The 24,433-nt window shown below is 64.6% G+C and carries 24 protein-coding genes; 16 read left to right on the top strand and 8 right to left on the bottom strand.

Annotated features, from left to right (window positions below):
* Positions 1 to 79: 79 nt before the first annotated feature.
* From H3H36_RS11585 to hpf, 7 genes are all read left to right on the top strand, one after another.
* The gene (locus H3H36_RS11585; RefSeq protein WP_182217579.1) at positions 80 to 1,087 is read left to right on the top strand and encodes a KpsF/GutQ family sugar-phosphate isomerase; all 1,008 of its coding nucleotides are present in this window, start codon (positions 80 to 82) and stop codon (positions 1,085 to 1,087) included.
* Positions 1,087 to 1,626 (top strand): KdsC family phosphatase, encoded by a 540-nt coding sequence (locus tag H3H36_RS11580; RefSeq protein WP_182217576.1) that lies wholly within the window; start codon positions 1,087 to 1,089, stop codon positions 1,624 to 1,626. Before H3H36_RS11585 ends, H3H36_RS11580 begins: the two co-directional genes overlap by 1 nt.
* A gap of 9 nt (positions 1,627 to 1,635) precedes the next feature.
* Positions 1,636 to 2,229 (top strand): LPS export ABC transporter periplasmic protein LptC, encoded by a 594-nt coding sequence (lptC, locus tag H3H36_RS11575; protein ID WP_182217574.1) that lies wholly within the window; start codon positions 1,636 to 1,638, stop codon positions 2,227 to 2,229.
* Positions 2,230 to 2,245: 16 nt separating this feature from the next.
* On the top strand, positions 2,246 to 2,818 hold the full coding sequence (gene lptA, locus H3H36_RS11570) for a lipopolysaccharide transport periplasmic protein LptA (RefSeq protein WP_182217572.1): 573 nt from the start codon (positions 2,246 to 2,248) through the stop codon (positions 2,816 to 2,818).
* 2 nt (positions 2,819 to 2,820) lie between these two features.
* Complete coding sequence (gene lptB, locus H3H36_RS11565) at positions 2,821 to 3,576, top strand: LPS export ABC transporter ATP-binding protein (protein WP_182217570.1); 756 nt, start codon at positions 2,821 to 2,823, stop codon at positions 3,574 to 3,576.
* 16 nt (positions 3,577 to 3,592) lie between these two features.
* On the top strand, positions 3,593 to 5,068 hold the full coding sequence (locus H3H36_RS11560) for an RNA polymerase factor sigma-54 (protein WP_182217567.1): 1,476 nt from the start codon (positions 3,593 to 3,595) through the stop codon (positions 5,066 to 5,068).
* Positions 5,069 to 5,142: 74 nt separating this feature from the next.
* Positions 5,143 to 5,499 carry a ribosome hibernation-promoting factor, HPF/YfiA family gene (gene hpf / locus H3H36_RS11555; protein WP_182217564.1) on the top strand — a complete coding sequence of 119 codons (357 nt, stop codon included), beginning with the start codon at positions 5,143 to 5,145 and terminating at the stop codon, positions 5,497 to 5,499.
* Positions 5,500 to 5,620: 121 nt separating this feature from the next.
* On the opposite strand, the gene H3H36_RS11550 is transcribed toward hpf, so the two are convergent.
* Positions 5,621 to 6,607: a threo-3-hydroxy-L-aspartate ammonia-lyase gene (locus tag H3H36_RS11550; RefSeq protein ID WP_182217562.1), complete on the bottom strand. Its 987-nt coding sequence runs from the start codon at positions 6,605 to 6,607 to the stop codon at positions 5,621 to 5,623.
* Between the two features lie 147 nt (positions 6,608 to 6,754).
* On the opposite strand from H3H36_RS11550, the gene H3H36_RS11545 reads away from it, so the two are divergent.
* The 6 genes from H3H36_RS11545 (at position 6,755) to H3H36_RS11520 (ending at position 11,371) form a co-directional block, all read left to right on the top strand.
* Positions 6,755 to 7,084 (top strand): ArsR/SmtB family transcription factor, encoded by a 330-nt coding sequence (locus H3H36_RS11545; RefSeq protein ID WP_182217560.1) that lies wholly within the window; start codon positions 6,755 to 6,757, stop codon positions 7,082 to 7,084.
* Positions 7,084 to 7,515, top strand: coding sequence for a YeeE/YedE family protein (locus H3H36_RS11540; RefSeq protein ID WP_182217676.1), 432 nt, complete (start codon positions 7,084 to 7,086; stop codon positions 7,513 to 7,515). The genes H3H36_RS11545 and H3H36_RS11540 overlap by 1 nt, the downstream gene beginning before the upstream one ends.
* Before the next feature lie 10 nt (positions 7,516 to 7,525).
* Positions 7,526 to 7,936 carry a DUF6691 family protein gene (locus H3H36_RS11535; protein WP_182217557.1) on the top strand — a complete coding sequence of 137 codons (411 nt, stop codon included), beginning with the start codon at positions 7,526 to 7,528 and terminating at the stop codon, positions 7,934 to 7,936.
* Between the two features lie 161 nt (positions 7,937 to 8,097).
* Complete coding sequence (locus H3H36_RS11530; protein WP_182217555.1) at positions 8,098 to 9,429, top strand: DUF6861 domain-containing protein; 1,332 nt, start codon at positions 8,098 to 8,100, stop codon at positions 9,427 to 9,429.
* Between the two features lie 12 nt (positions 9,430 to 9,441).
* Entirely contained in the window at positions 9,442 to 10,197 is a 756-nt protein-coding gene (locus H3H36_RS11525) for an Imm52 family immunity protein (protein ID WP_182217552.1), read from the top strand.
* 88 nt (positions 10,198 to 10,285) lie between these two features.
* Complete coding sequence (locus H3H36_RS11520) at positions 10,286 to 11,371, top strand: enoyl-CoA hydratase/isomerase family protein (protein WP_182217549.1); 1,086 nt, start codon at positions 10,286 to 10,288, stop codon at positions 11,369 to 11,371.
* Here the strand turns inward: H3H36_RS11520 and H3H36_RS11515 are convergent.
* The 7 genes from H3H36_RS11515 to ilvA form a co-directional block, all read right to left on the bottom strand.
* Positions 11,322 to 12,383 carry a GlxA family transcriptional regulator gene (locus tag H3H36_RS11515; RefSeq protein ID WP_182217546.1) on the bottom strand — a complete coding sequence of 354 codons (1,062 nt, stop codon included), beginning with the start codon at positions 12,381 to 12,383 and terminating at the stop codon, positions 11,322 to 11,324. The two genes, H3H36_RS11520 and H3H36_RS11515, sit on opposite strands and share 50 nt — an antisense overlap.
* Before the next feature lie 62 nt (positions 12,384 to 12,445).
* Complete coding sequence (locus H3H36_RS11510; protein ID WP_182217544.1) at positions 12,446 to 13,603, bottom strand: DJ-1/PfpI family protein; 1,158 nt, start codon at positions 13,601 to 13,603, stop codon at positions 12,446 to 12,448.
* A gap of 120 nt (positions 13,604 to 13,723) precedes the next feature.
* A complete protein-coding gene (rapZ, locus tag H3H36_RS11505) occupies positions 13,724 to 14,587 on the bottom strand; it encodes an RNase adapter RapZ (RefSeq protein ID WP_182217542.1) in 864 nt (287 codons plus the stop codon).
* 35 nt (positions 14,588 to 14,622) lie between these two features.
* Positions 14,623 to 15,558, bottom strand: coding sequence for an HPr(Ser) kinase/phosphatase (gene hprK / locus H3H36_RS11500; protein ID WP_182161986.1), 936 nt, complete (start codon positions 15,556 to 15,558; stop codon positions 14,623 to 14,625).
* A gap of 78 nt (positions 15,559 to 15,636) precedes the next feature.
* A complete protein-coding gene (locus H3H36_RS11495) occupies positions 15,637 to 16,119 on the bottom strand; it encodes a PTS sugar transporter subunit IIA (RefSeq protein ID WP_182217539.1) in 483 nt (160 codons plus the stop codon).
* 411 nt (positions 16,120 to 16,530) lie between these two features.
* Positions 16,531 to 17,373 (bottom strand): NADPH-dependent 7-cyano-7-deazaguanine reductase QueF, encoded by an 843-nt coding sequence (gene queF / locus H3H36_RS11490; protein ID WP_182217536.1) that lies wholly within the window; start codon positions 17,371 to 17,373, stop codon positions 16,531 to 16,533.
* 128 nt (positions 17,374 to 17,501) lie between these two features.
* Positions 17,502 to 19,037, bottom strand: coding sequence for a threonine ammonia-lyase, biosynthetic (ilvA, locus tag H3H36_RS11485; RefSeq protein ID WP_182217533.1), 1,536 nt, complete (start codon positions 19,035 to 19,037; stop codon positions 17,502 to 17,504).
* A gap of 206 nt (positions 19,038 to 19,243) precedes the next feature.
* Here ilvA and H3H36_RS11480 point away from each other — a divergent pair, with 206 nt between their 5' ends.
* The 3 genes from H3H36_RS11480 to H3H36_RS11470 all read left to right on the top strand — a co-directional run bounded on the left by H3H36_RS11480 (position 19,244) and on the right by H3H36_RS11470 (position 24,430).
* Positions 19,244 to 19,735 carry a YqaA family protein gene (locus tag H3H36_RS11480; RefSeq protein ID WP_182217531.1) on the top strand — a complete coding sequence of 164 codons (492 nt, stop codon included), beginning with the start codon at positions 19,244 to 19,246 and terminating at the stop codon, positions 19,733 to 19,735.
* 223 nt (positions 19,736 to 19,958) lie between these two features.
* A complete protein-coding gene (locus tag H3H36_RS11475) occupies positions 19,959 to 23,981 on the top strand; it encodes a DUF3683 domain-containing protein (protein WP_182217529.1) in 4,023 nt (1,340 codons plus the stop codon).
* The gene (locus H3H36_RS11470; protein ID WP_182217527.1) at positions 23,978 to 24,430 is read left to right on the top strand and encodes an HIT family protein; all 453 of its coding nucleotides are present in this window, start codon (positions 23,978 to 23,980) and stop codon (positions 24,428 to 24,430) included. Before H3H36_RS11475 ends, H3H36_RS11470 begins: the two co-directional genes overlap by 4 nt.
* Positions 24,431 to 24,433: the final 3 nt, after the last annotated feature.

Raw genomic sequence — 24,433 nt, 5'->3', positions numbered from 1 at the left:
GCCTTTGTTACCACTGGCAAGTTTTTTGCTTACCCAATTCGGCTATACTTTCGGCATGAGTGTAACCCATGAAAAAACAATGCTGAAAGCTTTTGATCGAATTGACCCGGCCACCGCCAGCCGGGCGCTGGAACTGGCCCGCGAGACGTTGCAGATCGAAGGCGACGCCATCGCCGCCCTGCACGCGCGCCTGGCCACGGACGACAGCGTGGGCCGCGCCGTGGCGCTGCTGCTCAACTGCAAGGGCCGCGTCGTCGTGTCCGGCATCGGCAAATCCGGCCACATCGCGCGCAAGATCGCCGCCACGCTGGCCTCGACCGGCACCCCGGCCCTGTTCGTGCACCCGGCCGAGGCGGCCCACGGCGACCTGGGCATGGTGACGGCCGACGATGCTTTCATCGCCATTTCCTACTCGGGCGAAAGCGCGGAACTGATGGCCATCCTGCCCGTCGTCAAGCGCATGGGCAGCGCCCTGATCTCGATGACGGGCAAGCCCGGCTCCAGCCTGGCGCAGCTGGCCGACGTGCACCTGGACGTGTCCGTGGCCAAGGAAGCGTGCCCGCTGAACCTGGCGCCCACGGCCTCCACCACCGTCACGCTGGCGCTGGGCGACGCGCTGGCCGTGGCCCTGCTGGACCTGCGCGGTTTCAAGGAAGAGGATTTTGCCCGCTCCCATCCGGGCGGCGCCCTGGGCCGCCGTTTGCTGACCCACGTGCGCGACGTGATGCGCAGCGGCGCCGACGTGCCGCGCGTGACGGCCGACGTCAAGCTGACCGACGCACTGCTGGAGATCACCCAGAAGGGCATGGGCATGACGGCCATCGTGGACGCGGACGGCCGCCCGATCGGCGTGTTCACGGACGGCGACTTGCGCCGCATGATAGAGAAGGTGCAGGACTTCACCCAGGTCGTGATCCGCGACGTCATGCACGCCAACCCGCGCTCCATCACGGCCGAGAAGCTGGCCGTGGACGCCGTGGCCGTGATGGAGCAGTTCCGCATCAACCAGATGCTGGTGGTGGACGAGGCGGGCAAGCTGGTGGGCGCCCTGCACATCCACGACCTGACCCGCGCCAAGGTGATCTGATGAAGGACGCCTACAAGCTGGAAAACGTGGCCCGCGCCGCCAAGGTCAAGCTGATGATCTTCGACGTGGACGGCGTGCTCACGGACGGCAGCCTGCACTACGGCGCCGACGGCGAGGCGCTCAAGACCTTCAACGTGCACGATGGCCTGGGCATCAAGCTGCTGCAGGAATCGGGCGTGCAGACGGCCATCATCAGCGCGCGCGTGTCGCCGCAGGTGGTCAAGCGGGCGGCCGACCTGGGCATCGCCTTCCTGCACCAGGGCGGGCACGACAAGCTCACGCCGTTCAACGCCCTGCTGGAAAAGACGGGATTGACGGCCGAGCAGGTGGGCTTCATCGGCGACGACGTGGTCGACCTGCCCATCCTGAGCCGGGTCGGCTTCGCCGTGGCCGTGCCCAATGGCCGCGCCGACGTGGTGAGCCGCGCGCACCATGTGACGGAAGCGTCGGGCGGCCGCGGCGCCGTGCGCGAAGTGTGCGAATTCCTGCTGCGCGCGCAGGGCAACTACGACAAGATCATGGCGCAGTTCCTGGTCTGAGGCCACACCATGCATAAGAAGACCGCACACCGCTGGCGCCTGTCCCTGATCATGTTGTTCGGGGTGGCGTTCGCGCTCGGCACGTTCTGGCTGGTACAGGTGGTCAACCAGGCCGGCCGCCAGGCCGAGGAGGACAGCCACCGCAACGAGCCTGATTACATCATCGAGCGCTTCAGCTTCGTGCGCCTGAACCAGGCCGGCCAGCCCAGCTACATCATCGCCGGCGACAAGCTGACCCACCACCCGGCCGATGATTCGTCCGACGTGGAACACCCGACGGTGCACAGCCTGTCGGGCGACCAGCCGCCCATGAACGTGCGCGCCCGGCAGGCGCGCGTGGACCAGGACAACAGCCGCGTCAAGCTCACGGGGGACGTGCGCATCGACCGTCCGGCCACGGCCACCAGCGAGGCCATGCAAATGAACACGTCCGCGCTGACCTTGTACCCGGACGACGAGAAAATGGAAACGGACCAGCCGGTCACGCTGCAACTGGGCGCGTCCAGCGCCAGCGGCACCGGCATGAAGGCCGACAACGCCACGCGCCAGATCCAGCTGGGCGGGCGCGGCCAGATCCACCTGCCGCCGCGGGCGGCGCATTGAATAGAACGGACTCGCAATGAACAAATTAATCCTGTCGGCCGCCCTGCTGTGGGCGGCGGCCGGCCTGGCCCACGCCGAGAAAGCGGACTCCAGCAAGCCGACCGAAATCAAGTTCGACCAGCTCGAAGTGGACGACGTCAAGCAGACCAAGACCGCCATCGGCAACGTGATCCTCACGCGCGGCACGCTGCAGATGAAGTCGCCCAAGGCCGTCATGAAGGAAGACCCGGAAGGCTACCAGTACGTGACCATGACCAGCACCCCCGGCACGCCCGCCACGTTCCGCCAGAAGCGTGACGGCGAAGGCGACCAGTGGGTGGAAGGCCAGGCCGACCGCATCGAATACGACGGCAAGACGGAACTGGTCAAGCTGTTCTCCAACGCCCAGATCCGGCGCCTGGAGGCGGGCAAGCCTAGCGACGAGGTGCGCGGCGAGTTCATCTCCTACGACAGCCGCAAGGAATTCTTCTCGGTCAAGAACACGGCCACCGGCGAGAGCAAGCCGGGCGCGGGCCGCGGCACCATGGTGATCCAGCCGTCCAACAAGAACGCCGCGCCAGCCGCGTCCGTGCCGGCGGCGGGGAAATGACGATGGAGACACAACGCTGCGGCAGCACCCTGATCGTGCGCGGTCTGCAAAAGAGCTACGGCAAGCGCCAGGTGGTGCACGACGTGTCGCTGCAGGTCGAGTGCGGCGAAGTGGTGGGCCTGTTGGGCCCTAACGGCGCCGGCAAGACCACCTCGTTCTACATGATCGTCGGCCTGGTGCCGTCGGACGCCGGCACGATCGACATTTCCGGCGTCGACATCTCGTCGCTGCCCATCCACCGGCGGGCCGTGATGGGCCTGTCCTACCTGCCGCAGGAAGCATCCGTGTTCCGCAAGCTGACGGTGGAAGAAAATATCCGCGCCGTGCTGGAGATCCAGCAAGTGAACGGCAAGCCTTTATCCAAGGCGCAAATTGATGAACGGCTCAATACCCTGCTGGCCGACCTGCAAATCGAGAAACTGCGCGACAATCCGGCGCTGTCCCTGTCCGGGGGCGAGCGGCGCCGGGTCGAGATCGCGCGCGCACTGGCCACCAACCCCCGCTTCGTGCTGCTCGATGAACCTTTCGCCGGGGTCGACCCGATCGCCGTGATTGAGATCCAGCGCATTGTGCGCTTTCTCAAGGAACGTGGCATTGGTGTGCTGATCACCGATCACAATGTGCGCGAGACGCTGGGCATCTGCGACCGCGCGTATATCATCAACCAGGGCACGGTTTTGGCGTCAGGCCGGCCAGACGACATCATCGCCAACGAATCGGTGCGTCGCGTGTATCTGGGTGAACACTTCCGTATGTAAGGTTGTAAGTAAAGCCATGAAACAGTCATTGCAACTGCGCACCTCGCAACACCTGGCGCTCACGCCACAACTGCAGCAGTCGATCCGGCTGCTGCAATTGTCCACCCTGGAGTTGCATCAGGAACTGGAACAGCTGCTGACCGACAATCCCTTGCTGGAACGGCTGGACGATCCGCTCGACCACTCGGTGCGGTTGCTGGCCGACGGCGCCATCAGCCAGTCCAGCGCGCCGGCCGAGGCGGCGCCCGAAGGGCCGCCCGGCCAGCAGCAGGACGCCGCCGCGCCGGCCGAGGCCGAACCGTACGAGGGCGGCGAAGGCGACGGCGCGCCCGAGGGCGAGATGGACTGGGGCGACGCCGGCCGCGGCAAGACCCCCGACGACGAGGACGCGCGCCCCCAGCTCGAGGCGCACCACTGCACGCTGCGCGAGCACCTGATGGAGCAGATGCGGGTGACGGTGCTGGAAATGCGCGACCGCGCGCTGGTGGAAATCATCATCGACGCGCTCGACGAGAACGGCTACCTGGAAGAGCCGCTGGAGGAGATCTTTGCGCGCCTGCCCGAGGAGCTGGAAATCGCGCCGGAGGAATTGCACACGGCCTTGACCTTGTTGCAAAGCTTCGACCCCGTGGGCGTGGGCGCGCGCAACGCCTCCGAATGCCTGGCGCTGCAGATCAAGCGCATGCCGCACGTGCCGCTGGTGACGCGGCGCATGGCGCTGACCATCGTTGAACAGCACCTGGCGTGGTTCGCCCAGCGCGACTTCAACAAGCTGAAGAAGGCGCTGCAGTGCGACGACGAAGACTTGCGCGAAGCCCAGGCCGTGATCCGCCAGTGCAATCCCCATCCGGGCGCCGCGTTCGCCTCGGACGTGTCGGACTACGTGGTGCCGGACGTGATCGTGAAGAAGGCCCGCAACGGCTGGCAGGTCAGCCTGAACAATGACGTGATGCCGCGCCTGCGCGTGAACGCCATGTACGCCAACCTGCTCAAGCAGGGCAAGGGCGAGGGCGCCATGGGCGCGCAGCTGCAGGAAGCGAAGTGGCTGATCAAGAACATGCGCCAGCGCTTCGACACCATCCTGCGCGTGGCGGAGGCCATCGTCGAGCGGCAAAAGAATTTCTTTTCCCATGGCGCCGTCGCCATGAGGCCCCTTGTGTTGCGCGAAATAGCTGATACACTGGGACTACACGAGAGCACTATTTCTCGGGTAACAACTCAAAAATATATGCTGACCCCGCATGGCATGTTTGAGTTGAAATATTTCTTCGGTAGCCATGTCGCCACGGAAGCGGGGGGAGAAGCCTCCTCGACGGCGATACGGGCACTGATCGTGCAATTGACAGGAGCTGAAGACCCTAAAAATCCTTTATCCGACAGTAAGATTGCGGACATGCTGGGAGAACAAGGCATGGTGATTGCGCGACGAACTGTTGCCAAATATCGCGAAGCGTTGAAAATCCCGCCAGTCAGTCTCCGCAAGTCTTTGTAGTTATCTGGTTCCTGCGCGCCCGGCCCCAATGGGCGCGGCACTAACCGTAAGCGACATCATCTTTAGGAGTGTGTATGAATCTCACCATCAGTGGACATCATCTCGAAGTGACCCCAGCGATCCGCGACTACGTGCAGAACAAGCTGGAGCGCATCAAGCGTCACTTCGATCAAGTGATTGATATTGCTGTCATCCTGACTGTAGATAACCTCACCGAGAAAGAGAAGCGCCAGAAGGCCGAGATCAATTTGCGCATGTCCGGCAAGACCGTCTATGTGGAGAGCCTGTCGCAAGACCTGTACGCCGCCATCGACACCCTGATCGACAAGCTCGATCGCCAGGTCATGAAATACAAATCCAAGGTTCAGGAACACGGCCACGATGCCATCAAGCATCTGCCGGACACCTTCGAACCCGCCGCCACCGCCTAAGACGGTTCCCGGCACATCAAACAAAGGGCGCATATGGCGCCCTTTTTTGCGGCCAGAATTTCCGGCCGATACGGATAAATGGTTTAAACGGTATAAATCGTATAAACCATATAAATGAGTCCTATTGCGCCGGCGCGCTGCGCGCCATGCAATCGGCGAACAGCGCCATGTCGATGTTGCCGCCGCTGACGATCACCCCCACCTTCTTGCCGCGGATGTCGATCACGTTGTTCATGGCCGCTGCCGCCGCCAGCGCGCCCGCGCCTTCCACCACGATTTTCATGCGCTCGGCGAAGAAGCGGATCTGGGAGCGCAGCTGGTCGTCGGTCACGGTGACGATGTCTTGCACGTGGGCCTGCAGGATGGGCAGCACCAGCTTGCCGATGTGCTGGGTCTGGGCGCCGTCGGCGATGGTGTCGGGCACGTCGATGTGGACGATCTGGCCGCTGCGCAGCGAGCGCTGGGCGTCGTTGCCGGCCTCCGGCTCCACCCCGATCACGACGCAGCGCGGCGACAGCGCCGCCGCCGACAGCGCGCTGCCCGACAGCAGGCCGCCGCCGCCCGTGCTCACGAACAGGTAATCGAGTTCGCCCACGCTGTCGAACAACTCCTTGGCGGCCGTGCCCTGGCCGGCGATCACGTGCGGATGGTCGTAGGCGGGGATCACGGCCAGGCCCCGTTCCTGGCCCAGGCGGGCCGCGATTTCTTCGCGGTTTTCCTTGCGGCGGTCGTACAGAATGATCTCGGCGCCGTATTCGCGGGTGGCGGCCAGCTTCATGGCCGGCGCGTCGGTCGGCATGACGATGGTCGCATGCACGCCCAGCATGCGCGCGGCCAGCGCCATGCCCTGCGCGTGGTTGCCGGACGAGAAGGCGACCACGCCACGCTGTTTCTGTTCGTCGCTCAGGCAGCTGATGGCGTTGTAGGCGCCGCGGAACTTGAAGGCGCCCACGCGCTGGAAATTCTCGCACTTGAAGAACAGTTGCGCGCCGCTGCGTTCGTCGGCCTGGCGCGAAGTCAGCACCGGGGTAGGGTGGGCCACGCCGGCCAGCCGTTGCGCGGCCGCCGCGATGTCGGCGAACTGCACGGCCAGGGTCGATTGCGTCATGGGGAAGTCCTTGGTCTTGTGGGTTTGGCAAGCTGGCAGTGTGCCAGCATTCGCTCGCCCTGTCCAAACGCCCACTTGAAATCTTATGCGCACATAATATATATTTAGGTATAATGTTCGCTGTAACCAATCGCAAGGAGGTAGTGCATGGACGATGCGACCATCGATATCGACCATTTGCGGGCCAAGGCCGGCCAGGCTAGCGGCTTGCTCAAGGCGCTGGCCAACCCGGACCGGCTGCTGCTGCTGTGCCAGATGACGCAGGACGAATACAGCGTCGGCATGCTGGAGGAGTTGACGGGCATCCGCCAGCCCACGCTGTCGCAGCAGCTGACGGTGCTGCGCCAGGAGGAACTGGTGAGCACGCGGCGCGAAGGCAAGCAGATTTTTTACCGGATCGCCAGCCCGGCAGCGCTGGCGGTGCTGCAGGTGCTGTACCAGCAGTTTTGTAACGACGACGGCCAAGGAGCCACATGATGACTATCGCCTGGAACCTCTTTACCCCGTGGGGTGCGCTGATCGGTGGCGCGCTGATCGGCTTGTCGGCAGCCTTGCTGCTGCTGTTTAACGGCCGCATCGCCGGCATCGCCGGCATCGCGGGCGGACTGCTGCGCCCGCGCGCGGGCGACATCGGCTGGCGCCTGGCCTTCGTGGGCGGGCTGGTGGCCGCGCCGCTGGTCTACGGCCTGGTGGCGGGCCTGCCCGCCGTGCAGATCGACGCCGGCAGCGGCACGCTGATCGCAGCCGGGCTGCTGGTGGGCTTCGGCACCCGCTATGGATCGGGCTGCACCAGCGGCCATGGCGTGTGCGGCCTGTCGCGCCTGTCGCCGCGCTCGATGGTGGCCACCGGCGCCTTCATGGCGGCCGGTTTCATCACCGTCTATTTTGCACGCCACGTGTTCGGTTAAGGAGAACGGTATGACCATCGCAATCGCATTGTTGTCCGGCCTGATCTTTGGCATCGGCCTGATCATTTCCGGTATGACCAACCCGGCCAAGGTGCTGGGCTTTCTCGACCTGGGCGGCAACTGGGACCCCTCGCTGGGCCTCGTGATGGCCGGCGCCATCGGCGTGGGCATGCTGGCCTTCCGCTACGCCGGCACCCATCCGAAGACGCTGCTGGGCGTGGCCATGAGCCTGCCCGGCACCAAGTTGATCGACCGCCGCCTCGTGCTGGGCGCGCTGATCTTCGGCGCCGGCTGGGGCCTGGCCGGCTTCTGCCCCGGCCCCGCGCTGGCCTCGCTCACCACGGGCGGCGCCAAGGCGCTGCTGTTCGTGGGCGCCATGGTGGCGGGCATGGGCGTGTTTGAGTTGCTCGAGCGGCGCTAAAGCTCGCGGCGCGTCACCGCGCCTCACCGCGCGCGGCCTGGCCTTCGGCCGGGCCGCCGCGCAAATGGCGACAGACAGCGTTTAAGCTGTTTGTGCCGTCTCAATATCGCTGATTGATGGGAGCGCATGCTGTGCGGACGTGAACGCACAGCCCGCTTCCCATGAGCAGCTTCCAGTTTGACCGTAGCGCGTACTACGCCAGCCTGCGGCGGCACAACGACCGGCTGGACGACGCCATCCTCGCGCGCCGCCGCGCCGACTATCACCATCAAGCTAGCGACGAGCTGTGGCGCACGCTCGGGCAGTTCGGCCTGGGTACGCGCGCGCATCGCGTGTACGACGCCGTCAGCCAATCCGAAGCGATCGCGCTGAGCGAATTACGGGCCAAGCTCGGCGGCATCGCGCTGGCCGATATCTGGCCCGTCTTGCGCGGCATTTGCCACGATGTGGCCTTGTACGCTGGTGGTGGTGCGCTGGTCGGAGGCATGATAGGCGGTGGCGCGGGCGCGCTCGCGTTCGGCATCGGGGCCGTGCCGGGCGCCACGGTGGGCGCCACATTGGGCGCGCAGGGCGGCAACATGCTGCTTGGCTTCTTGGGCCTGAAGTCGGTGCTCGCCTTCATGCTCGACAGTTTGCCGCGCGTCGCCCGCGCCTACGAGGAGGGCTTCCGGCTGTCTTGGGGCAGGATGCCCGATCTGTCTTCGTATTCCGCCGACAGCCCCGGCTACTGCGTTGACGACCAATGGGCCAGCACCTACCAGGCATCGCACGCGTTCGCGCGCGGCCATGAGATTCTGATCATCGCGCTGCTGGCGGGCATCGTCGCCTATCTGGGCAGAGGCAAGGGCCAGTTGCCGGCGCTGCTGGCGGAAGTGCGGCAAAGCGCCCGCCTGGGGCCGAAAGTGGCCGGCTGGCTGGAGCAGAACGCGGACAGGCTGAGCAGGCATCCACCGCTGCAGGAGCGGGCCAAGGGAGCTGGCAACGGCGCGCTGCCGTCGGCATCGGCAGGGCAGGCGCCGCAGTCTCGGCCCCGCTCAACTGTGAAATTACCGCGCCCGGCCGAGCCGTCGGGCCAGCTGTTACGCGATGCCGCGCAAGTGGTTGGCAAGTCCGAAGGTGGTCCAGGTTTATGGCAGTTGTCGCCTAAACGCACGGGCGGTGAGGTATATCAAGAACAAATCACGGGCGTGCAGCGTGGAATTGAATATGATGTGCCCTGCGCCGGAGTACCGTCGGGTAAAGTCAGCTTTGACGGCTACGATGCCGAGCGCAAGGTTTTGCTTGATGCAAAGGACTGGAGAGGGTATCCACTCAAAGATACGGTATTTTGGCAGGAAGACTTGCTCAAACAGGCGCGAAATCAAATCAATGCATCAGGAGGCATTCCGATTGAGTGGCATGTCAGCACCAAGGAAGGACAGGTCGCCATCGGTAGGGTATTCGCCGATGAGCGTATTGAGGAAATTGAGCTCGTGTTGACACCAAATCGATAGAACGGAACTTGGATGAATTACTTCTATTTGGGAATTTACTGGTTTGAAAGATCGTTGACATTGCGCCAGTACGCAGATGCTTCAAAAGCATTTCTTTTGGAACTGGCGCGCATTCATCCAGTCTTTCAATCGTTGAGTTGGGTCGGGGACCGTCCAAACTCAGCGATAGAAGTTTCGCCGGGATTAGGCAATTTGGAAGAGCTGATCTCTCGCCACGCTGGCAGCAAGGGAAACATGTATGAGCTGGCGAACCCGGATGGAACACCATCGTGGCTATCAACCAGCATTTTTGGATATTCGATGCGATATAACACCGGCAGGCCTGCATCTGCGGGAGGGGTTGGCGTTAGCATTCATGCCGGCAGTTACAAATGTCGCACACCGAATTCCGTCACAGTTTCTTTTCCCGCCATTGTTGACGAGCGAGGTTTTCATCGCGAGTTATACGACTATGCGTTCTTGAAGAACCTGTTTTGTAAAGCTGTCGCCTTGTGGGCGCCGATGGAGGGCTTGATTACTCAACACTCGTTCTCTGATGCAATTACCGATGAGAGACTGCCTTACGTCGGGTGGTTGACTTACTTGCGCGATCCGCGCGCCGCTGCACTTCGTCACAGTACTGATCTTCGTGATTTGATTTTTGATCAACCCCCCGACGGCGGCACCCTGATTTCGCTCGATACCACCATCATTTCGCCGGACAACTCCGCTCAGGTGGAGAAAGCGCGCCGCTTGCGCAGCCTGCTGATCGCTGAAAAACTGGTCTAGCGTCGTCAGGCATCAACGCTGTCGCGCCACGCGCGCCAGGCCGGAAGCCGTTTAGAATACAAGTCCGATCATTCTCCGCATTCCAGCCATGAGCGAATTTGTCCAGACCAGCGTCAGCAACCGTACCGGCTTCATCACCCTCGACCGCCCCAAGGCGCTTAACTCCCTGTCGCTGGCCATGGTGCGCGACCTGGCGGCGGCGCTGCTGGCCTGGCGCGACGATGCGGACGTGGATGCGGTGGTCATCCGCAGCACCAGCGAGAAAGCCTTTTGCGCCGGCGGCGACATCCGCTTCTTCTACGACGTGGGCCGTGGCAGCCCGCAGGGCGGCAGCGCGCTGCTGGAGGACTTCTTCACCGAGGAATACGCGCTCAACCACCTGATCCACTACTACCCCAAACCCTACATCGCGCTGATGGATGGCGTGGTGATGGGCGGTGGCATGGGCGTGGCCCAGGGCGGCCCCGATTGCCGCGTGCGCATCGTCACCGAGCGCACCAAGATGGCCATGCCGGAAGTGAACATCGGCCTGTTCCCGGACGTGGGCGGCAGCTACTTCCTGTCGCGCGCGCCTGGCCAGCTGGGTAACTACCTGGGCCTGACCGGCCTCACCATCGGCGCGGCCGACGCGCTGTATGTGAACCTGGCCGACCACTTCGTGCCGGCGGCGCAGATGGCCGCGCTGGCGGCCCTGATCGAGGCCACGCCCGGCGCCCGGCTGCGTGACGCCATCGCGGCGTTTGCAGCCCCGTTCCGCGCCGAGGCCGGCGAGGCCGTGCTGCAAACCCGGCGCGCGCTGATCGATCGCCATTTCGGCGCACCCACCGTGGCCGCCATCATGGCTTCGCTGGCGCAGGATGCCGATCCGTTCGCGCAGAAGGCGCTGGCGGCCATGCAGACACGTTCGCCGTTGATGATGTGCGTCACCCACGAGCTGCTCAAGCGCGGCGCGGCGCTGGACGTGGCCGACTGCCTGCGCATGGAGCGCACGCTGGTGCGCCACAACTTCGAGGATGGCGAAGTGCTCGAAGGCGTGCGCGCGCTGGTGATCGACAAGGACAACGCGCCCCAATGGAAACCGGCCGCGCTGACCGACGTGACGCCGCAGATGGTGGCGCGCTTCTTCACGCCCGTGTGGCCGGACTACGCCCACCCGCTGCGTCATTTGGGCTGACGCCAACGCCGGCGCTGGCGCCCGCGCGCGCCGTGCGCGCCGCGTGGCGCTGGCGGTACTGGCTGGGGCTCAGTGCCAGCCGCCGCAGGAACACGCGGCGCAGGTTCTGTTCATCGCCATGGCCGGTGGCGGCGGCGATCCGCTTCAGCGGCTGGTCGGTTTCCTCCAGCAGCCGGCAGGCCGCTTCGATGCGCATCGAAGCCACCGTGGTGGCCGGGGTACGTCCCAGTTTTTGCGCGTAGCTGCGGGCGAAGGTGCGCGGCGCCATGCCGGCCCGCTCGGCCAGCCGTTCCACCCGCAGGTCGGCGCCCAGGTTGTCGGCCATCCACGCATGCAGTTCCCCGAAAAGATCGCCTTCCTGCGCCTGCGCCGTCAGCGGTGTGCTGAACTGCGACTGGCCGCCGGCCCGCTTCATGAACACCACCAGCTGGCGCGCCGTTTCCATCGCCACCTTGTGGCCGTAGTCTTCCTCGATCAGGGCCAGTGTCAGGTCGATGCCAGCCGTGACGCCGGCCGAAGTCCACAGCGAACCGTCCTGGATGTAGATGCGGTCCGCGTCGATGTGCACGGCCGGATGCAGCGCGGCCAGGCGCTCCACCCATTCCCAGTGCGTGGTCACACGCCTGCCGTCCAGTTGACCGGCGGCGGCCAGCAGGAAGGCGCCGGTGCACACGGAGCACAGGCGCCGCACCGTGGGCGCGCGCTCGCGCACCCAGGCGATCAGCGGTGGCGGCGAAAAGTATTCCTGTCCCTGGCAGCCGCCCGGCGCGATGATGGTGTCGATCGCCACGCCGTCCAGCGCCGACAGGGGCGTCGTCATCACCTGCAGGCCGGAGCTGGTGGTCACCAGGCCGCCCTCGGCCGATGCGACCGTGATCTCATACAGTGGCGGGCCGTTGCCGGAACAGCGGCGGCTGGCCGTGGCCAGCGCCTGCACGGGGCCGGTCAGGTCGAGCAGATTCATGTGCTCATGTGCGAGGATGACGACGCGGCAGGTGGCTTGGGCTGGCATGGATGGCGTGCTGCTGTCCGTGATGGGCGATGGCGCCATCATCCCAGAGTTGGCGCCGTCGTTCAATCACGATAGCCAGGATACTCCAGCAGCAGCGCCACGCCGTATGCATTGGCGCGGCCGTACCGGCTGGCGATGCCGTCCAGCGCCTGGTCCACGGCCTGGCCCGGCAGCGTGGTGGCGGACAGGTCCAGCACCTGATCGAGCGCCGCCGTTTCGCCTTCGCTGCGGTCGGGGATCACCCGCAGGCCGTACCTGGTGCGCAGCGGCGCGACGCTGTCCGCCACCAGCCAGGCATGGCTGCGGCCCGTGCTCGAATAGGCGTCCACGGTCAGCGCCAGCACCACCTCGTCCACGCCGGCGGCGGCGCGGATGCCCAGCGCGTCGTCGTTGTGGAACCAGCCATTGGTGTAGACGGTGGTGGCCAGCGCCGTCAGGTTGTGGCCAAGGTGGGGCTGGAAGGCGTCGCTGTCGTGGCGGGCGCTCCAGTCGGCGACGGCCAGTTCGCCCGCCAGCGCGGCGGCACGTGCGCGGCCCGCGATCGCTTCCACCAGCGCGATCGAGGTGGGGATGGCGGCGCTCACGCCGGCGCTTGACACCCAGTTGCGGTCGGCCACGTAGCGTGCGTTCCTGACCCAGCGTATCGCGGGCTGCTGCTCCATGCGTTCCTGTTCCGAAGCCCAGTGCGCGGTGGCCAGGCGGCCGTCCATGACGCCGCTCCTGGCCACGATCTGCGCGCCGTTGCAGATGCTGACGATGGTGGCGCCCTTGGTGGCTTGCCGCGCGATCCAGTTGCGCAGTTCCGGCGAGTTGCGCGTGGCCGGCACGATCACGTAATCGGCGCCGTCGGGAAAGCGCGCGTCGAAGCGGGCGATGGTGGCTTCCGGCTCGATGCGAAAGCCGGGTTTGCCCATGTCGGTGGTGGTGTTGATCGGGCCTTCCGCCGTGGACAGGGCCATCACGTCAGCCACGCCGGAACGCGTCAGTATCCCGTAGGGTACGACGTAGTCGCTCAGTTCCGTGCTGGCGTTGTCGCCGACCACCGCGATCAGCGGCTTCGCATGGCCGGGGCGGGCATGGTAGGGCGCGATGGCGCCGTCGCGCGTGCTGGCTAGCGTGGTGTTGGCGTCGATGGCGGCGGGGCCGCTGGCGCAGCCGGATAGCAGGAAGACGCTGCCGCACAGGGCGGCGCAGGCGAGGACGTGTGGGATGGGGCGCATGACGATACTCCGGCTCAGGGTGGGGCGAGATGAGCGCCAGTATCGGGCAGGCGGGTGCTGCAAAAAAGACAAAAACCAGTCAAATCCTGCCAGCCGGTGGCAGGAAGTTACGACGGTTTGTTATGACTGCTCGCGGTGGCGCAGCACGACGCGCTCAGTGGGGTGGAAGTAGGCGGCCAGGCGTTCGGCCATGTAGACGGAGCGGTGCTGGCCGCCCGTGCAACCGAGGGCCACGGTCAGGTAGCTGCGGTTGTCCGTCTTGAACGAGGGCAGCCACTTTTCGATGAAGTCGCGGATATCCTTGAGCAGTTCGGCCGCGCTGGGCTGGGCGTCGAGGAAGGCGATCACGGGCGCGTCGCGGCCCGTCAGCGGGCGCAGCGCGAGGTCGTAGTACGGGTTGGGCAGGGCGCGCACGTCGAACACGAAGTCGGCATCGAGTGGCACGCCCACCTTGAACGCGAACGATTCGAAGAACAGCGTCAGCGGCGCCCGTTCGATCGCCACCAGGTCCTTGATCCACGTGCGCAGCTTGTTGGCGCTCATTTCGGACGTGTCGATCACGTGGCCCAGCTGTTCGATGGCCGACAGCCGTTCGCGTTCCTCGGTGATACATTCGATCAGGGTGCGGCGCGAGGCCGGGTTCTGGCCCGGCCGCATTTCATGCGACAGCGGATGGCTGCGCCGCGTTTCGGAGAAGCGCGCCACCAGCGAGTGGGTGTTCGCCGTCAGGAACATGACCTTGACGTCGTGGCCCGCCTCGCGCAATTTCTTGACGTCGCCCGGCAGCGTGGCCAGCGACTCGGCACTGCGCGCATCCACGGCCACGGCCAGCGCTTCCGTGCCTTCTTCCAGCAAGGTCGTGACGAGGCTCGACAGCAGGGCAGGGGGCAGGTTGTCCACGCAATAGTAGCCCGTGTCCTCAAGTACATTGAGGGCGACGGATTTGCCGGAGCCGGAGATGCCGGTGATTAGGACGATGCGCATGGGGGAGATGATAGCCTAAGGATTGGTGGGCTGCATCAGTCTCCGCTCATTGCTTGTCGTTGCCGCTCCATGAACTCCTGTAGCGTATCGATACCGCGCAGTTGCAAGATGGTGTTGCGCACGGCGGCTTCCAGCAGCACGGCGATGTTGCGGCCGGCCGCCACGGGGATGACGACCTTGCGGATCGGCAGGCCCAGCACGTCCTCGGTGGGGAACTGGAACGGCAGCCGTTCCACTTCTTCTTCGAGCGCGCTGCGGCGCACCAGGTGCACGATCAGCTTGAGGCGCATCTTGCGGCGCACGGCCGTCTCGCCGAAGATGGCCTTGATGTCGAGCAGCCCCAGGCCGCGCACTTCCAGCAGGTTCTGCAGCAGGGCCGGGCAGCGGCCTTCGATCATGTTGGGCGCGATGCGCGAGAACTCGACCGCGTCGTCGGCCACCAGGCCGTGGCTGCGCGAGATCAGTTCCAGGCCCAGCTCGCTCTTGCCAAGGCCCGAGTCGCCCGTGATCAGCACGCCCACGCCCAGCACGTCCATGAACACGCCGTGCATGATGATGCGCTGGGCCAGTTTCTTGGACAGGTAGACGCGCAGGAAGTCGATCACTTGCGCGGCTGGCAGCGGGGTGGAGAACAGCGGGATGTTCTTCTCGTCGCAGATGGAGAGGATGTCAGGCGGCGTTTCCAGCCCTTGCGCGATGATCAGCGCCGGCGGTCCGCCCGCGATCAGTTCGCCGATCACGTGGGTGCGCGTGAGCGATTTCAAACGCTGGTAGTAATTGATTTCCTGGTGGCCGAACACCTGGATACGGCCGGGGTGGATGGTGTTCAGGTGGCCCACCTGGTCGGCGGCCGAAGCCACGTCGCCGGAGATCAGGCGTTCGCCGCCGGGAAACCCGGCGAACCAGCCGAGCTGCAAACTTTCGCGATTGTCGTCGTACAGCCTTTGTATCGTCAGCGGGGTTTGCAGCATGGGCGCTCTTTGCAAGGAGTGATAGGCAGCCCGTAGTTTAGCATGGCGGCAAAAGTGCAGCCCCGGCGCCGCTGCGGATCAGCCCGTCGCTTGCAGGGTGGGCACCCAGTTGATGATGCGCGAGTGGACCGATTTCGGGTCCGGGTCCGTCGTCAGGGCGGCGCGGAAGGCGTCGTCGGAGAACATTTCCGCGATTTCAGACAGGATCTCGAGGTGCTGCTGGGTCACGTGGTCGGGAATGAGCAGGAAGAACAGCAGGTTGACGGGCTTGCCGTCGGGCGATTCGAACGGGATCGGCTCAGCCAGGCGCACGAAGGCCGCCAGCGGCGACTTCAGGCTCTTCATCCCCTTGATGCGCCCGTGCGGCACGGCCACGCCATGCCCCAGGCCGGTGGAGCCCAGGCGCTCGCGCGCGAACAGATTGTCGGAGACGGTGGAGCGGGCGATGCCGCAGTTGTTCTCGAAAATCAGGCCAGCCTGTTCGAAAGCGCGCTTCTTGCTCGACACTTCCAGATCGAGCAGGACGTTTTCAAGAGAAAGTATTTTGCTGAGGTTGTTCATAACACGACAAGATATGGTGCAACGCACAATGGTGGTGGCTTGCGAGCAGAATTATAGGCTGGTTTCACCACCTTGTAACATGAATTCGCTTGCACTGGCGTGTCCGCCACGAGGTGCGCGGGGCAGGTCTTGCTGTTGTAAAAAATACACTGCGTTCGGCATACGCCATTTCCGCTTGAAAAATTCGGAAAGCGCCGCTGATTCGACAGGATACGGCCGGTTTTTCCGATTTTTTCCTGTTTTCACTGCAACTGTGCCGGAACAAACCTCGTCCAGCCCATTTTCACATCATACGCCGAAGTTTTATTGTCTGATTGAAAATTGTATTCCTTTCGCTGGTGGCGTGCGCGCCACGCCACGGCAGGCGTGCGCCTGCTTGCGCCAGCGCAAAAGGCTGGCGCTGGTCCGCGTTTATTGGCGCGCACCGCGCAGGTTGGGCGGGCGCTGGGCGCTGCTGAAGTTGCTGCGCCAGGGGTTGATGTCGAGACCGCCGCGCCGGGTGTAGCGGGCGTACACGGCCAGTTGCTGGGGCGCGCACTGGCGCAGGATGTCGGTAAAGATGCGCTCCACGCATTGCTCGTGGAATTCATTGTGGTCGCGAAAGCCGATCAGGTATTTGAGCAGGCTTTCCTGGTCGATCTGGGGGCCGCAGTAGTGGATCTGCACGCTGGCCCAGTCCGGCTGGCCCGTCACCAGGCAATTGGACTTGAGCAGGTGCGACACCAGCGTTTCCTCCACGGGCAACTCGTCGTGGTTGGCCTTGAGCAGTTCGGGCGCGGGGCGGTAGTGGTCGATCTCCACGTCCAGCCGGTCCAGCAGCGTGCCTTCCAGTTCGCCCATGGCGATGCTGGAGAAGGCGTCGGGCAAGGTCAGCACCACGTGCACATTGGCGCCGAAGCCGGCCGACAAATCCTTTTGCAGCAAGGCTTTCAGCGCTTCCGGGCTGTCGAGGCGGGTCTGGTTGAACGAGTTCAGGTACAGCTTGAACGACTTCGATTCGATGATGTTGGGCGAATCGGCCGGTACCGTGAAGCGGGCGATGGCCACTTGCGGCTTGCCGCGCTGGTTCAGCCACGACAGTTCGTAGGCGTTCCAGATGTCGACCCCGAAGAAGGGCAGCGTGCCGTGCAGGCCCAGTTCATCGCGCTTGCCCTGGCGCGGGATGGGGAACAGCAGTTCGGGCGCATAGTCGGTGCGGTAGGCGGAAGTTTTGCCCAGCGGCGACAGGTCGGCGAGGTCGGCGGTATTGGTCATGGCGGTGAGGAAATCGATGTGCAAAAGCGCATGGTAGCGCATCGGCGGCGGCCATGCCCATGGGGTCAACGCCAACATGCCTATATGCGCTCGCATACGAATGGTGGCGTTGACCCCGCAGGGGAGGGTTAGCCCAGGAACAGCTTGTAGACGGGGTTGGCCGTCTCGTCCCAGTAGCGGTAGCCCAGCGTGGTGAGGAAGCGCGAGAACTCGCCCATTTCCTCGGGCGGCACTTGCAGGCCGATCAGGATGCGGCCCACGTCGCCGCCCTGGCTGCGGTAGTGGCACAGCGAAATGTTCCAGTTTGGCGCCATGCTGTCGAGGAAGCGCATCAGCGCGCCGGGACGCTCGGGGAACTCGAAGCGGTACAGGATCTCGTCCTGCGCCAGGGTGCTCTTGCCGCCCACCAGGTGGCGGATGTGGGCCTTGGCCAGTTCGTCATGGGTGAGGTCCAGCGTGCGGAAGTCGTTCTGCTCGAACTTGCGGGCCACGGCGCTGGACTCGCCGCGGTCGGCGATCTGGATGCCGACGAACACGTGGGCCTGGTCCTGGTCGCTGATGCGGTAGTTGAACTCGGTCACGTTGCGCGGGCCGATCAGCGAGCAGAAGCGCTTGAAGCTGCCGCGCTGTTCCGGCATCGTCACGGCGAACACGGCTTCACGCGCCTCGCCCAGTTCGGCCCGTTCGGCCACGAAGCGCAGCCGGTCGAAGTTCATGTTGGCGCCGCTGGCCACCGTGATCAGGGTGGCGTTCTCGATCGGATCTTTGGTCAGCGCAGCGCGCTCCACGTAAGCCTTGGCGCCGGCGATGGCCAGCGCGCCCGACGGTTCCAGGATGCTGCGCGTGTCCGTGAACACGTCCTTGATGGCGGCGCAGATGGCGTCCGTGTCGACCAGGATCACGTCGTCCACGAACTGCTGGCACAGGCGGAAGGTTTCCTCGCCGGCCAGACGGACGGCCGTGCCGTCGGCGAACAGGCCCACGTCGGCCAGCGTGACGCGCTCGCCCGCCTTCAGGCTGCGCGCCATGGCGTCCGAATCCAGGCTCTGCACGCCGATGATCTTGATGTCGGGACGGATCTGCTTGACATACGCGGCGATGCCGGCGATCAGGCCGCCGCCGCCGATGGGCACGAAGATGGCGTGGATGGGGCCGGCGTGCTGGCGCAGGATCTCCATGCCGATGGTGCCCTGGCCGGCGATCACTTCGGGATCGTCGAACGGGTGCACGAAGGTCAGCTTCTGTTCTTTTTCCAGTTGCAGCGCGTGGTTGTAGGCGTCCGTGTAGGACTCGCCGTGCAGCACCACTTCCACGTCCGCGCCGCCGCGCGCCTTGACGGCATCGACCTTCACCAGCGGCGTGGTGGTCGGCATCACGATGACGGCCCGGCAACCCATGCGCGCAGCCGACAGCGCCACGCCCTGGGCATGGTTGCCGGCCGAGGCGCAGATCACGCCGCGCTTGCGCTGCGCGTCGCTCAGGTGGGCCATCTTGTTGTAGGCGCCCCGAATCTTGAAGCTGAACACGCTCTGCATGTCCTCGCGCTTGAAATAAATTCGATTGGCGTAACGCTGCGACAGCGTGGGGGCCAGTTCCAGCGGGGTTTCGGCGGCGACGTCATAGACGCGGGCGGTCAGGATCTTCTTCAGGTAGTCGATAGTCATGGTCTGCAAACAAAATGATTCTGGGCCGGGCGGGGGATGCCAGTCCGGGGCGATGCAAAGACAAGCTACTCTCGTATCCGGCGGGTGGCCGGGGGCGGCATGGTGCCGGCGTGGCGCGGGTGGGCGTAAAACCGGACTGTTCCTTGGTACTGCTGAACGGGTGAGCTTAATTATAATGGACACCTTTCGCCAACTTCAAAATCACGATGATCGCTTCCGCCATCAGTTGGCTGCTGCACGTGCTGGCCGCGCCCGAAGTGGGGCTCACGTCCGTGTTCCTGGTCAGTTTTATCTCCGCCACCTTGTTGCCGCTGGGGTCGGAGCCGGCCGTATTCGCCGTCATCAAGGCCAATGGCGCGCTGTTCGTGCCTGTCATTCTCGTGGCCACGGTCGGCAACACGCTGGGCGGCATGGTCGATTACTGGATGGGCTACCAGGCCAAGGAGACCTTCGCGGCCGAGCGCGCAAGCCGCTGGTTCCACTGGCTCGAGCGCTACGGCGCCAAGACCATGCTGCTGTCGTGGTTGCCCGGCGTGGGTGATCCGCTGTGCACTCTGGCCGGCTGGCTGCGCCTGCCGTTCTGGCCCAGCGTGGCATATATGGCGGCCGGCAAGCTGGCGCGCTATATTTGCATGACGACGGCCTTGTTGTACGTCCCTGACGGCTTGTGGCACCGGATCGGCGCCTTGCTGGGCTGATTTTGCTGGCAAACGTCATTTCGCAAACTATACTGAAAGCGGAATAATATTTGCTGGTGAAATTGCAATTTGCGCAAACGTGCCAACGATCTCGTCGTTTTGCAAATTAATTTCGGCATCACACGTCACGAATAGCCCTTAGCGAGGCTAAGGCTGTTCCGGCATGGTGCGGCGCAATACGCTAGAATGACCCTCCCGGGTTCAGTTTACACGTCCAATCTCAATGAATGCCCCAGCACAACTCCAAGCTTTGTTAGCCGATACGCCTCATGGTCCCGCGCCCACCCGGCTGCGCGAAATCCCCTACAACTACACGTCGTTTTCCGATCGCGAAATCGTCATCCGGTTGCTGGGCGAAGCGTCGTGGGGTCTGCTGGACGAGCTGCGCGGCGCGCGCCAGACGGGCCGCTCGGCCCGCATGCTGTACGAAGTGCTGGGCGATATCTGGGTGGTACGGCGCAATCCCTACCTGCAGGACGACATGCTGGACAACCCCAAGCGGCGCCAGGAACTGATCGACGCCCTGCATCACCGCCTGGCCGAAGTGGACAAGCGCCGCCTGCAGGTCGATACGGCAGAGGCGGGCGAGGCGGCCGACGTGGCCCGCCGCCGCAGCGCCAACGTGGAGCAGCTGCTGAAGGCGGCCAGCAAGGCCGTGGCCGACTTTGGCGAGGAATTCCGCCAGACCTGGGACTTGCGCAAGCGCGCCACCAAGGTGCTGGGCCGCTACACGGAAAAACACAACATCAAGTTCGACGGCATGTCGCGCGTGGCCCACGTGACCGACGCCACCGACTGGCGCGTGGAATACCCGTTCGTCGTGCTCACGCCCGACACGGAAGACGAGATGGCCGGCCTGGTCAAGGGCTGTATCGAACTGGGGCTGACCATCATCCCGCGTGGCGGCGGCACCGGCTACACGGGCGGCGCCATTCCGCTGACGCCCATGTCGGCCGTCATCAACACGGAAAAGCTGCTCAACATGGGCGCCGTGGAAATGAAGGTGCTGCCTGGCCTGGAGCAAGAATACGCGACCATCTACACGGGCGCCGGCGTGATCACCAACAAGGTGTCGGAAGCGGCCGAGAAGGCTGGCTTCGTGTTCGCCGTCGATCCGACTTCGGCCCATGCTTCGTGCATCGGCGGCAACATCGCCATGAACGCGGGCGGCAAGAAGGCCGTGCTGTGGGGCACGGCGCTCGACAACCTGGCCTCGTGGCGCATGGTGGACCCGAACGGCGACTGGCTGGAAGTGACCCGTATCGAGCACAACCTGTCCAAGATCCACGACGCGCCGGTGGCCAAGTTCAAGCTCGAATGGACCCATCCGAACGGCCGCGGCGAAGCCAAGGGCCAGCCGTTCAAGACGGAAATGCTGGAAATTCCCGGCCGCAAGTTCCGCAAGGAAGGCCTGGGCAAGGACGTGACGGACAAGTTCCTGGCCGGCCTGCCCGGCATCCAGAAGGAAGGCTGCGACGGCCTGATCACGTCGGCGCGCTGGATCCTGCACAAGATGCCCAAGCACGCCCGTACCGTGTGCCTGGAGTTCTTCGGCCAGGCGCGTGACGCCATCCCATCGATCGTGGAAATCAAGGATTACCTGGACGGCTTGCCGGCCAAGGGCGAGCAGTTCCGCACCATCCGCCTGGCCGGCCTGGAGCACCTGGACGAGCGCTACCTGCGCGCCGTCGGCTACTCCACCAAGTCCAAGCGCGGCGTGCTGCCGAAGATGGCGCTGTTCGGCGACATCGTGGGTGACGACGAGAACGCGGTGGCGCTGGCCGCCTCGGAAGTGGTGCGCCTGGCCAACACCCGCGTCGGCGAAGGCTTCGTGGCCGTGAGCCCGGAAGCGCGCAAGAAATTCTGGCTCGATCGCGCCCGCACGGCCGCCATCGCCAAGCACACCAACGCCTTCAAGATCAACGAGGACGTGGTGATCCCGCTCAACCGCATGGGCGAATACACGGACGGCATCGAGCGCATCAACATCGAGCTGTCGATCAAGAACAAGCTGGAACTGGCCGGTGAACTGGCCGCCTTCATCGCCGCCGGCAATCTGCCGGTGGGCAAGAGCGACGACGCCACCGACGACCGCGTGACCGACGCCGAGATGCTGGGCGACCGCGCCCAGCAGGCCAGCACCCTGCTGGAACAGGTGACGGCGCGCTGGAGCTTCCTGCTCAAGGAGCTGGACCAGCCGCTGGCCGCCGTGACGGCACAACTGGCCGCGCTGGGCCTGGAGCACCTGGCGCCCGTGCTGGCGCAGCGCCTGCAGGACCAGCCCAAGGCCACGGTGTTCGACGTGGTGCAGGACCGCACCATCCGCATCTCGTGGAAGCAGGAAATCCGCGCCCAGCTGCGCCAGATCTTCAACGGCGCCGCGTTCAAGCTGATCCTCGACGAAGCGACCGCCATCCATAAGCGCGTGCTGCGCGGGCGCGTGTTCGTGGCGCTGCACATGCACGCCGGCGACGGCAACGTGCACACCAACCTGCCCGTCAACTCGGACCATTACGAAATGCTGCAGGATGCGCACCACGCCGTGGCCCGCATCATGAAGCTGGCCCGTTCGCTCAATGGCGTCATCTCGGGCGAGCACGGCATCGGCATCACCAAGCTGGAGTTCCTCACCGAGGATGAGATCGGCGAATTCCGCGACTACAAGCTGCGCATCGACCCCGAAGGCCGTTTCAACAAGGGCAAGCTGCTGAACCTGGACGGCATGGGCGCCGACTTGCGCAACGCCTACACGCCATCGTTCGGCCTGATGGGCCACGAATCGCTGATCATGCAGCAGAGCGACATCGGCGCCATCGCCAACAGCGTCAAGGATTGCCTGCGCTGCGGCAAGTGCAAGCCCGTCTGCTCGACCCACGTGCCGCGCGCCAACCTGCTGTACTCGCCGCGCGACAAGATCCTCGCCACCTCGTCGCTGATCGAAGCGTTCCTGTACGAGGAACAGACGCGGCGCGGCATCTCCGTCAAGCACTGGGAGGAATTCGAGGACGTGGCCGACCACTGCACCGTGTGCCACAAGTGCGTCACGCCATGCCCGGTCAACATCGACTTCGGCGACGTGTCGATGAACATGCGTAACCTGCTGCGCAAGATGGACAAGAAGAGCTTCAATCCGGGCAAGGCGGCCGGCATGTTCTTCCTGAACGCGACCGACCCGGCCACCATCAACGCCACCCGCACGGCCATGATAGGCTGGGGCTACAAGGCGCAGCGCCTGGGCCACGACTTGCTGTCCAAGTTCGCCAAGAAGCAGACCAAGGCGCCGCCGCCGACGGTCGGCAAGGCGCCCGTGCGCGAGCAGGTGATCCACTTCATCAACAAGAAGATGCCGGGCAACCTGCCCAAGAAGTCGGCGCGCGCCCTGCTCGACATCGAGGACAACAAGTTCATCCCCATCATCCGCGATCCGAAGAAGACCACGGCCGATACGGAAGCCGTGTTCTACTTCCCCGGCTGCGGTTCCGAGCGCCTGTTCTCGCAAGTGGGCCTGGCCACCCAGGCCATGCTGTGGGAAGTGGGCGTGCAGACCGTGCTGCCGCCGGGCTACCTGTGCTGCGGCTATCCGCAACGCGGCAGCGGCGAGTACGACAAGGCCGAGAAGATGATGACGGATAACCGCGTGCTGTTCCACCGCATGGCCAACACGCTCAACTACCTGGACATCAAGACCGTGCTCGTGTCGTGCGGTACCTGCTACGACCAGCTGGCCACCTACGAATTCGAGAAGATCTTCCCTGGCTGCCGCATCATGGACATCCACGAATATCTGCTGGAAAAACAGGTCAAGCTGGACGGCGTGACGGGCACGCGCTATATGTACCACGAGCCCTGCCACAACCCGATGAAGCTGCAGGAGTCGAGCAAGACCGTCAACGCGCTGATCGAGACCGTGGACCACGTGAAGATCGAGAAGAACGACCGCTGCTGCGGCGAGTCCGGCACGCTGGCCGTGGCCCGTCCCGACATCTCGACCCAGGTGCGCTTCCGCAAGGAAGAAGAAATGGTCAAGGGCGCCGACAAGCTGCGCGCCGACGGTTTCAACGGCGACGTCAAGATCCTCACCAGCTGCCCGGCCTGCCTGCAAGGCTTGTCGCGCTACAATGACGATTCGGGCACGACGGCCGACTACATCGTGGTCGAGATCGCCCGCCACCTGCTGGGCGAGAACTGGATGCCCGACTACGTCAAGCGCGCCAACGATGGCGGTATTGAAAGGGTGCTGGTATGACGACGCATTGCCACCTGTGCAAGCTGAACGCGGCCATCGACCAGGGCACGGCGCCGGCTGGCACCGTGGTCTGGCGCGATGCCCAGGTGTCCGTGATCGCCGTGGACGAGCCTGAGTATCCGGGCTTTTGCCGCGTGATCTGGAACAGCCACGTGAAGGAAATGAGCGACCTGATGCCGCGCGAGCGGCACTGGATCATGGATGTCGTATGGCAAGTCGAACTGGCCCAGCGTGAAATCATGCTGCCGGAGAAAATCAACCTGGCCAGCTTCGGCAACCAGACCCCGCACGTACACTGGCACGTGATCCCGCGCTACCTGGACGACGCCCATTTCCCCCATCCGACCTGGGCTGCAGCCCAGCGCAGCTCGCTGCCGGAAGTGCTGGCCGCGCGCCGCGCGCTGCTGCCGCAACTGCATGCCGACATCGTCGCCCGCCTGGGCGGCTGAAAG

It is taken from the genome of Rugamonas fusca, from assembly GCF_014042365.1.
GTDB lineage: Bacteria > Pseudomonadota > Gammaproteobacteria > Burkholderiales > Burkholderiaceae_D > Rugamonas > Rugamonas fusca.
This window is presented reverse-complemented; position numbering and strand designations above follow the sequence as displayed.